At 61.8% G+C, this 10700-nt stretch carries 5 protein-coding genes and 3 pseudogenes; all 8 read left to right on the forward strand.

The annotated features are described in order from the left end of the window. Window positions 1-451: pseudogene (gene porA, locus E4Q08_RS17990) on the forward strand (pyruvate ferredoxin oxidoreductase); the annotation flags it as partial. Between the two features lie 11 nt (window positions 452-462). Continuing rightward, window positions 463-1477, forward strand: a pseudogene (locus E4Q08_RS17995) (thiamine pyrophosphate-dependent enzyme). After that, window positions 1477-3099, forward strand: coding sequence for an NAD(P)-binding protein (locus tag E4Q08_RS18000; protein ID WP_169071375.1), 1623 nt, complete (start codon window positions 1477-1479; stop codon window positions 3097-3099). The pseudogene E4Q08_RS17995 and the gene E4Q08_RS18000 overlap by 1 nt, the downstream one beginning before the upstream one ends. 159 nt (window positions 3100-3258) lie before the next feature. Then, a pseudogene (gene ppdK / locus E4Q08_RS18005) lies at window positions 3259-5992 on the forward strand (pyruvate, phosphate dikinase). An 87-nt stretch (window positions 5993-6079) separates the two neighbouring features. Next, window positions 6080-7189 carry a tRNA guanosine(34) transglycosylase Tgt gene (gene tgt / locus E4Q08_RS18010; protein WP_169071376.1) on the forward strand — a complete coding sequence of 370 codons (1110 nt, stop codon included), beginning with the start codon at window positions 6080-6082 and terminating at the stop codon, window positions 7187-7189. 55 nt (window positions 7190-7244) lie between these two features. Further along, a complete protein-coding gene (yajC, locus tag E4Q08_RS18015; RefSeq protein ID WP_034919631.1) occupies window positions 7245-7571 on the forward strand; it encodes a preprotein translocase subunit YajC in 327 nt (108 codons plus the stop codon). 188 nt (window positions 7572-7759) lie between these two features. After that, the gene (gene secD / locus E4Q08_RS18020; protein ID WP_169071377.1) at window positions 7760-9637 is read left to right on the forward strand and encodes a protein translocase subunit SecD; all 1878 of its coding nucleotides are present in this window, start codon (window positions 7760-7762) and stop codon (window positions 9635-9637) included. A 12-nt stretch (window positions 9638-9649) separates the two neighbouring features. Beyond that, complete coding sequence (secF, locus tag E4Q08_RS18025) at window positions 9650-10594, forward strand: protein translocase subunit SecF (protein ID WP_169071378.1); 945 nt, start codon at window positions 9650-9652, stop codon at window positions 10592-10594. Window positions 10595-10700 lie beyond the last annotated feature (106 nt).

Consider the following 10700-nt stretch of genomic DNA (forward strand, 5'->3'; position numbering starts at 1 on the left):
CGGTGCTGGAACGATCAAGGACACCGTCGACGAAATGCGTGCTGCCGGCGAGAAGATCGGCGTGCTGGGAATCACTTCCTACCGGCCTTTCCCGATCGATAGCGTCCGTGCCGCACTGCAGAACGCGCAGCGCGTGGTGGTGCTCGAGAAGAGCCTGGCCGTCGGCATCGGTGGCATCCTGTCTACCGACGTGCGCATGGCGATGTCGGGCCTGCAGTTGCACGGCCATACCGTCGTCGCCGGACTCGGCGGGCGGGCGATCACCCGCAAATCCCTGCGAGCGCTGTTTGCCAAGGCCGCTCGTGGCGAACTCGAACATCTCACCTTCCTCGATCTCGACTGGAACGTGGTCAACAAGCAGCTCGAACGCGAGCGCACCACTCGCCGTTCGGGTCCGGCAGCCGAAAGCATGCTGCGCGACGTGGGCGTCATTGCCGCCCGTATTGGCTGAGGACATCTACGATGAGCTTCCAACCCCTGCATTTCTACCAGACCGGCACCTTCACCATCGGCAACCGCCTGCTCGGCGAAGAAGACCGGACGGTGCAGTCCGACATCCGCCGCACCAATTCACTCAATTCGGGGCATCGCGCCTGCCAGGGCTGCGGTGAAGCACTCGGCGCACGTTTCGCCATCGATGCGGCGATGAATGCCGCGCGTGGCCGACTGATTGCAGCCAATGCCACCGGCTGCCTCGAAGTCTTCTCGACCCCCTACCCCGAGACCTCGTGGCAGATTCCATGGATTCACTCGCTCTTCGGCAACACCGCCGCGGTCGCCACCGGCATCGCTGCTGCGATCAAGGTGAAAAGAACAAAAAGGCGAGATGGCTGATGTCCGCGTCGTTGCCCAGGGCGGCGACGGTGGCACCACCGACATCGGTTTCGGCTGCCTGTCGGGGATGTTCGAGCGTAATGATGACGTTCTGTACATCTGCTACGACAACGGCGGCTACATGAACACCGGCGTACAGCGCAGTTCGGCTACGCCGCCGGCAGCCCGCACGGCGACCACCATGCCGGTCGGCCCGGAGCCCGGAAACGTCTTCGGCCAGGGCAAGTTCGTCCCGGCGATCGCCATGGCGCACGAGATTCCCTACGTCGCGACGGCTACCGTTGCGGGCCTGCACGACCTCGAATACAAGGTCACCAAGGCCATGGGCATGCGCGGCGCCCGCTACATCCATATTCTGGTGCCCTGCCCTCTTGGCTGGGGCGCGGCGTCGCAGGACACCATCAAGCTGGCACGCCTGGCCAAGGAAACCGGCATCTTTCCGGTTTTCGAAGCGGAACATGGCGAAGTCACCGGCGTCCTGAAAATCCGCCGGCAACAGCCAGTCGAGGAGTATCTGCGACTGCAGAAACGCTATGCCCATCTGTTCGGCAAGACGCCGGCAGTGGCAACGATCGCCCGCCTGCAGGCGGCGGCAGACAAGAACATTCGCAAGTACGGACTGCTTGACCAGGAGGCGAACTGATGGAAAAACCCTTTGCCATAACTCTAGACCCCGGCTCTTCGCTGGCCAACCGCACCGGCTCGTGGCGCACCTCCAGGCCGGTGTATGTTGACCGCCTGCCGCCCTGCAACAATCAATGCCCGGCCGGCGAAGACATCCAGGGCTGGCTGTTCCATGCCGAATCCGGCAACTACGAAAGCGCCTGGCGGCACCTGACCAAGGACAACCCCTTCCCGGCGATCATGGGACGCGTCTGCTACCATAGTTGCGAGAACGTCTGCAACCGCGGCAAGATTGACGAGCCGGTCGGCATCAATTCGGTCGAGCGCTTTCTCGGCGACGAGGCACTCAAGCGCGGCTGGAAGCTGACGGCACCGACCACCGAATCTGGCAAGCATATCCTGATCGTCGGCGCCGGCCCCTCGGGCATGTCGGCAGCCTACCACCTGCGCCGGCTCGGTCACCGCGTCACGGTCCATGAGGCGGGTCCGCTGCTCGGCGGCATGATGCGCTTCGGCATTCCCAAGTACCGTTTGCCGCGCGATGTGCTCGAAGCCGAGATGCAGCGTGTCGTGGAACTTGGGGTCACGGTGAAACTGAACAGCAAGGTCGATAACATTCTCGACACCATGCAGGCCGGCAAGTTCGACGCCGCTTTCCTGGCGGTCGGTGCACACATCGGCAAGCGGGCGAGGATTCCTGCCGGTGACGCCGCAAAAATCATCGACGCCATTTCGCTGCTGCGCAGCATGGAAGGTGAAGACAAGCCCATGCTGGGCAGGCGCGTCGTCGTTTATGGTGGCGGCAACACGGCCATCGACGTGGCGCGCACCGCCAAGCGCATGGGTGCCGAGCCGCTGATCGTCTATCGCCGTACGCGCGAGAAAATGCCGGCGCATGATTTCGAGGTCGAGGAGGCGCTCCAGGAAGGCATCATGGTCAAGTGGCTGTCGACCATCAAGCAGGCCGACGAATCCTCGTTGACCATTGAAAAGATGGCCCTCGACAGCAATGGCTTTCCGCAGCCGACGGGCGAGATTGAAACCATCGAGGCCGACTCGCTGGTACTCGCGCTCGGGCAGGACGTCGATCTCGGTTTGCTCGAAGGCGTTCCCGGATTGCAGGTCAGCGATGGCGTGGTGCAGGTCGGCGCCAACATGATGACCGGCCATCCGGGCATTTTCGCGGGTGGCGACATGGTCCCGGCCGAACGCAACGTCACCGTCGGCATCGGTCACGGCAAGGCGGCGGCCAAGCATATCGATGCCTGGCTGCGCAACGAGCAATACGTTCCACCGCCCAAGCATGACGTCGCGATTTTCGAGAACCTCAACACCTGGTATTACACCGATGCACCGAAAACGGTTCGCCCGATGCTGGACATCATTCGTCGTCAATCGACCTTCGATGAAGTCCAGGGCGGACTCGATGAAAGTACCGCGCTGTTCGAGGCACGGCGCTGTCTTTCCTGTGGCAACTGCTTCGAATGCGACAACTGCTACGGCGTCTGTCCGGACAATGCAGTCATCAAACTCGGCGCCGGCAAGCGCTTCGAGTTCAACTACGACTATTGCAAGGGCTGCGGCATGTGCGTCGCTGAATGTCCCTGCGGCGCGATCAAGATGGAGGCAGAAGAAATCTGAGCGCTGCGCAACACCGGCATTGACGCTCCTGGCCGCTTGCAGCAACCGGGACGCGAAAACCACGTGACCCGGCATCGTTATCCGGATCACCCAATCTGGGGGCACTTCGAACCTGGCGTTTGAAGTGTCCTTTCCTTCTTCCCTAACCGCGAGGTATGTATGTCCACTGAAACAAAGAACGTCTACGTATTTGGTGCCGCTCGAACTGACGGCGATGCCACGATGAAGAATCTGCTCGGAGGCAAGGGCGCCAACCTGGCCGAAATGTGCCGCCTGGGGATTCTCGTACCCCCCCGGCTTCACGATCAGCACCGAGGTGTGCACCGTCTATAGCGAGCAGGGTCAGGATGCCGTGGTCAAGCTGATCGAGGCGAACGTCCGCGAAGGCGTAGCTTTCGTCGAAAAGGAGATGGGCAAGAAATTCGGCGACGCATCCGATCCGCTACTGCTGTCGGTGCGCTCGGGCTCGCGCGCTTCGATGCCGGGCATGATGGACACCATCCTGAATCTCGGCCTCAATGACGAGGCGGTTGCCGGGCTGGCGCGCAAGGCCGGCAACGAACGTTTTGCCTGGGACTCGTACCGCCGTTTCGTACAGATGTATGGCGACGTGGTGATGGGCCTCAAACCGGTATCGAAACAGGAACACGATCCCTTCGAAGTGGTCATCGACGCGCTCAAGGAGAAGAAGGGTGTGCAGCTCGATACCGAACTCGACACCAACGACCTCAAGGAACTGGTGCTGCGTTTCAAGGGACTGATTCGTGCTCGCGTCGGCCGCGAATTCCCGACCGATCCCTGGGAACAGCTGTGGGGTGCGGTGATGGCCGTTTTCCAGAGCTGGAACAACGACCGCGCCAAGGTCTACCGCGAACTGAACGACATCCCCGACTCCTGGGGTACGGCCGTGAACGTACAGGCCATGGTCTTCGGGAATCTGGGCGATCAAAGCGGCACCGGCGTTGCCTTCACGCGCGACGCAGGCACTGGTGAAGACCTGTTCAATGGCGAATTCCTGGTCAATGCGCAGGGAGAGGACGTCGTCGCCGGCACCCGCACACCACAACAGATCACCCTCGAGGGGTCGCGCCGCTGGGCACAACTGGCACTGGTCAGCGAAGAGGAGCGCCGCAGCAGGTTCCCGTCGCTCGAAGAACTGATGCCAGAAATCTACCAGCAACTCCTGCAGGCGGAAACGACCCTCGAGAACCATTACCGGGACATGCAGGACGTCGAGTTCACGATCCAGGAAGGCCGCCTGTGGATGCTCCAGACGCGCAACGGCAAGCGCACCGGCGCGGCCATGGTGCGTATCGCCATGCAGATGCTCAAGCAGGGCATGATCGATGAAAAAGAGGCCTTGCAGCGGGTGGACCCGGAGCGTTTGAACGAACTCCTGCACCCGGTTTTCGACCCGGCAGCGATCAAGAGGGCACGTTCCATCGCGCATGGCCTGCCAGCCTCCCCGGGTGCTGCGACCGGACAGATCGTCTTCTTTGCCGATGAAGCCGAGGAATGGGTCAGGAAGGGCAAGACCGTGATCCTGGTTCGTCAGGAAACGTCGCCCGAAGACCTGCGCGGCATGAGCGTTGCCAAGGGAATTCTCACCGCCCGCGGTGGCATGACCTCGCACGCGGCAGTCGTCGCGCGCGGCATGGGCAAGTGCTGCATCTCCGGCGCGGGCGCCGTACGGGTCGATTACCACGCACGTTCGATGTCGATCGGCGACCGGATCTACAAGGAAGGCGACTGGATTTCGCTCGATGGTTCGACCGGTGAAGTCTACGAGGGTCAGGTACCGACCAAGGAAGCCGAACTCACTGGCGACTTCGGGACCTTGATGGATCTCACCGACCGCTACAAGCGACTCGGCGTGCGCGCCAATGCCGACACGCCGGATGATGCCAAGGTGGCACGCAATTTCGGTGCCAAGGGCATCGGTCTGTGCCGTACCGAACACATGTTCTTCGAGGGTGACCGCATCAAGGCCGTTCGCGAAATGATCCTCGCCGACGACGAAGCCGGGCGCCGCCGGGCACTGGCCAAGCTGTTGCCGATGCAGCGCGGCGACTTCGAAGGCCTGTTCCGCGAGATGAGCGGTCTGCCGGTCACCATTCGCCTGCTCGACCCACCGCTGCACGAGTTCGTCCCGCACGATGAAGACAACCAGCGGATCATGGCGCATGAAATGAATGTGCCGCTGGGCGTGATCAAGATGCGCGTCGATGATCTGCATGAGTTCAATCCGATGATGGGTCACCGCGGCTGCCGCCTCGGCATCACCTACCCGGAAATCACCGAAATGCAGACGCGTGCGATCCTCGAAGCGGGCCTCAACATGAAGGCCAAGGGTTTCGACGTCAAGGCAGAAATCATGATCCCGCTGGTCGGAACGGTCCGTGAATTCAACGCCCAGGCCAAGGTCATCCGCCAGACGGCAGCGGCGGTCTTCGCCGAGCGCGGCGAAAAACTCGACTACCTGCTCGGCACGATGATCGAAACGCCGCGCGCCGCCCTGATCGCCGACAGCATCGGTGGGCAGGCGGAGTTCTTCTCGTTCGGTACCAATGATCTGACGCAGATGACCATGGGCTTCTCGCGCGATGACGCCGGCAAGTTCCTGCCCAGCTATCTGAAAGACGGCATGTACGAGCAGGATCCCTTCCAGTCGATCGACCAGAAAGGCGTCGGGCTGCTGGTCAAAATGGCCGTCGAGAAAGGTCGTTCGGTACGTCCGGGAATCAAGCTGGGCGTCTGCGGTGAGCACGGTGGTGACCCGGCTTCGGTCGCGTTCTTCCACCGTACGGGTCTCGATTACGTGAGCTGCTCGCCGTTCCGGGTGCCGCTGGCCCGCCTGGCAGCAGCGCAAGCGGCCCTCGACGACGCCAAGTAAGCCTTTTGTCAACAAGCTGGCGCCGGGCGCCAGGCTTTTCCACGCCCAACACCCCTGGCTTGCCAGGGGTGTTTTTTCCTGGACCCCATGAACTTCGAACTTCTCGCCAGCGATGGCGCGGCCCGTCGAGGCCGCCTCAGCCTCGCTCATGGCTGCATCGAAACCCCCGTATTCATGCCCGTTGGCACCTATGGAACGGTCAAGGCGATGACCCCGCGCGACCTCATCGAGACCGGCGCGCAAATCTGTCTGGGCAACACCTTCCACCTCTGGCTGCGCCCCGGTCTGGAAGTCATCACCGCGCATGCCGGCCTGCACCGCTTCATGTGCTGGAACGGCCCGATCCTCACCGATTCCGGCGGCTTCCAGGTATTTTCGCTAGGTGCGCTGCGCAAGATCAGCGAAGAGGGAGTCCGCTTCCAGTCGCCGATCAACGGTGACCGCCTGTTCCTGACCCCTGAAGAGTCGATGCGTATCCAGCATGTCCTCGATTCAGATATCGTCATGATTCTCGACGAATGCACGCCCTACCCCGCCACCCATCTCGAAGCGGCCAGCTCGATGCGGCTCTCGCTACGCTGGGCCAAGCGCTCGCGCCTGCAGCACGACCATCTGGAGAACAAGAACGCGCTGTTCGGGATCGTGCAGGGCGGTATGTATGAAGACCTGCGGGAAGAATCGCTGGCCGTGCTCACTGAAATCGGCTTCGATGGCTTTGCCATCGGCGGGCTGTCCGTCGGCGAGCCGAAGCACGACATGGCGCGCATCCTTGCGCATACCACCCCGCTACTGCCGCAGAACAAGCCGCGCTATCTGATGGGCGTCGGCACACCGGAGGATCTGGTGGCTGCGGTAGCGGCTGGAATCGACATGTTCGACTGCGTTCTGCCAACGCGCAACGCACGCAATGGTCATTTCTTCACCCGCCATGGCGACGTCCGGATCAGGAATGCCAAATACAAGAACGATCCTCGGCCGCTTGACGAAAGCTGCGCATGCTATACCTGCCGGAACTTTTCGCGCGCCTACCTGCACCACCTCAACCGTGTCGGCGAGATTCTCGCCGCGCAGCTCGGCACACTGCACAACCTGTACTACTACCACCAATTGATGAACGAGCTGCGCAATGCCATTGCCACCGGCATGCTTTCGGCATGGGTTGCCGCTTTCCACAGCACGCGCAGTCAGCAGAGTTGATCGCAAGTGGTACAATTGCCGGCTCAATTCAAACATTCTGCCTTAGGAGACTGATGTGCTGATCAGCACCGCCCACGCCCAACAAGCTGCCACGACCGACCCGATGGGCGGCTTCATGCAGCTGCTGCCGATCATCCTGATGTTCGTCGTCCTCTACTTCCTGATGATTCGCCCGCAAATGAAGCGTGCAAAGGAACACAAGGCGCTGATCGAAGCCCTTGCCAAGGGCGATGAAGTCGTCACCGGCGGCGGCATTGCCGGCCGCGTCACCCGCGTCAGCGACAACTTCCTGACTCTCGAAATCGCCCCTACCGTCGAGATCCAGGTGCAAAAGCAGGCCGTTACGGTGCTTCTGCCCAAGGGTACGCTGAAGGCGCTCTAACGGTCATGACTTTTCCAGGCACCCCCGATCATGAAAGTCATGACCGTTTCCCTCTCCCCCCGACCCCTCCCCCCGCGAGGGGGGAGGAAGATTCGTGAGTCCCATACGCGACTTTCACATTAACCATTCTGCGGGCCGCTTGCCTCGCAAGTCATGCCCGCCTCCTCTGAACGCAAGCATCCATATCCATGAATCGTTATCCGCTCTGGAAATACCTCACCGTCGCCTTCGCACTGCTGTTTGGCCTGGTATACACCCTGCCGAACTTCTTCGGCGAATCACCAGCGGTGCAGGTTTCCAGCGCCAAGGCCACGCTCAAGGTTGATGACAAGACCCGTGAACGCGTCGCCAGCACCCTGCAGACGGCAGGGATCGAGAGCAGCGGAATCTTCCTCGACAGCAACGGTGTCAAGGTGCGTCTGCGGAGTACAGACACCCAGTTGCAGACCAAGGATCTGCTGGAAAAGCAGTTCAACCCCGACGCCGGTAACCCGCAGTATGTCGTGGCGCTGAATCTGCTGTCGAGTTCGCCGCAGTGGCTGAGCAGCCTGCACGCCTTGCCGATGTACCTCGGCCTCGACCTGCGCGGCGGCGTGCATTTCCTGCTGCAGGTCGACATGAAAGGGGCCATTACCAAACGTCTCGACGCGATCAGTGGCGACCTGCGCACGCTACTGCGCGACAAGACCGTCCGCCACGCCGGAATCACCCGCGAAGGCGAGCGGGTAGTGATTCGCTTCCGCGACAACGAGACGCGCAACAAAGCGCGGATCGTTCTCGAGGATAACCAGCCCGACCTGCTCCTGGCTGACCAGGGAGAAGGCGACGAGTTGAAGCTGGTCGCTACGCTCAAGCCCGAGGCGATCAAGCGCATCCAGGAATTCGCGATCAAGCAGAACATGACCACCCTGCACAATCGGATCAACGAACTCGGCGTCGCCGAACCGGTGATCGCCCAGCAGGGCGCCGACCGCATCGTCGTACAGTTGCCGGGAGTCCAGGACACGGCCAAGGCCAAGGACATTCTCGGCCGTACCGCAACGCTCGAGATCCGCATGGTGGACGACACCCCTGGCGCGATCGAAGCTGCGCAGGCCGGTCAGCCACCTTTTGGCACCGAACTCTATGTCGAGCGCGGTGCCATGCCGCTGCTGGTCAAGAAGCAGGTGGTGCTGACCGGCGAACGACTCACCGACGCGCAGCCGGGTTTCGACAACCAGACGCATGAGCCCGCCGTACACCTGACTCTCGACTCGGCCGGCGCCCGCATCTTCAAGGACATCACGCGCGACAACGTCGGCAAACGCATGGCCATCGTGCTGGTCGAGAAGGGCAAGGGCGAGGTCGTCACGGCGCCCGTCATCCGGGCCGAGATCGGTGGTGGCCGCGTGCAGATTTCCGGCCGCATGAGCACCATGGAAGCCAATGACACGGCGCTGCTGCTGCGTGCCGGTTCGCTGGCGGCACCGATGGAGATCATCGAGGAACGCACCATCGGCCCGAGCCTCGGTGCCGAAAACATCAAGAAGGGTTTCCTGTCGACGATGTGGGGTTTTGCGGCGATTGCCGCGTTCATGATTGCCTACTACATGCTCTTTGGCCTGGTTTCGGTGATTGCCCTGGCATCCAACCTGCTGTTCCTGGTCGCCCTGCTCTCCTTGCTGCAGGCGACGCTGACCCTGCCGGGAATCGCCGCCATCGCGCTGGCGCTGGGCATGGCCATCGACGCCAACGTCCTGATCAACGAGCGGATCCGCGAAGAACTGCGCAATGGTTCGACGCCGCAAGCGGCGATTCATACCGGTTACGAGCGCGCCTTCGGCACGATTCTCGACTCCAACATCACGACGCTGATTGCCGGCATTGCCCTGCTGATTTTCGGATCCGGACCGGTCCGGGGCTTTGCGGTGGTGCACTGCCTGGGAATTCTCACCTCCCTGTTCTCCGCCGTGGTCGTCTCGCGCGCGTTGATCAACCTGATCTACGGCAGTCGCCGCAAGGTCGAGTCGCTGGCCATCGGTCAGGTCTGGAAACCGGCAAACAGCACGGCCGGCACCGTCAAATAGGAAAGCACGCAGATGGAATTCTTCCGGATCAGTAAAGACATCCCGTTCATGCGGCATGCGCTGGTATTCAACGTCATCTCGCTGCTCACTTTCCTGCTGGCGGTGTTTTTCCTCTTCAGTCGTGGTCTGCACCTCTCGGTCGAGTTCACCGGCGGTACGCTGATCGAACTCAACTACGCGCAGGCGGCCAAGCTGGAGCAGGTCCGCGACGGCCTCGGCAAGGCGGGCTACACCGACTTCTCGGTACAGAATTTCGGATCCAGCCAGGACGTTCTGATTCGCTTGCCGCTCAAAGCCGAGCAGAACACGGCCAAGATCGGCGAGGCAGTGATGCAGGCTCTCGCTGCCGACGCGCCCGGCGCGACGCTGCGCCGGGTCGAGTTCGTCGGCCCGCAGGTCGGCAAGGAACTGGCGGAAAACGGCGCCCTGGCGCTATTGCTGGTGGTCATCGGCATCGTCGTCTACCTGGCCTTCCGCTTTGAGTGGCGTTTTTCGGTATCGGCGATCATCGCCAACCTGCACGACGTAGTCATCATTCTCGGTTTCTTTGCCTTCTTTCAGTGGGAGTTCTCGCTCTCGGTACTGGCAGCGGTGCTGGCCGTCCTCGGCTACTCGGTCAATGAGTCGGTCGTCGTTTTCGACCGCGTCCGCGAGACCTTCAAGAAAGCCCGTGGCCTGAGCACGCCGCAGGTGCTCGACCACGCGATCACCAGCACCATCTCGCGAACCATCATCACGCACGCCTCGACGCAGATGATGGTACTGTCGATGCTGCTCTTCGGCGGCGAAACGCTGTATTACTTCGCACTGGCGCTGACCATCGGCATCTGTTTCGGCATCTATTCCTCGGTGCTGGTGGCGAGTCCGCTGGTGATGTGGCTAGGCGTCTCGCGCGAGCAGTTCATCCGGCCCAAGAAACAGATCGAAGGCGCCAATGAGGATGGTGCCGTGGTCTAGACGCGCTGGGCAAGCGTCACTGCTGAAGGCGGAACCGGGCGCTTGGAAGAGCAACAAGCCGCAAAGAAAGCCATATGAAAAAGGGCACCGCTGAACCCTATCGCGA

It is taken from the genome of Candidatus Accumulibacter contiguus, from assembly GCF_012940005.1.
GTDB lineage: Bacteria > Pseudomonadota > Gammaproteobacteria > Burkholderiales > Rhodocyclaceae > Accumulibacter > Accumulibacter contiguus.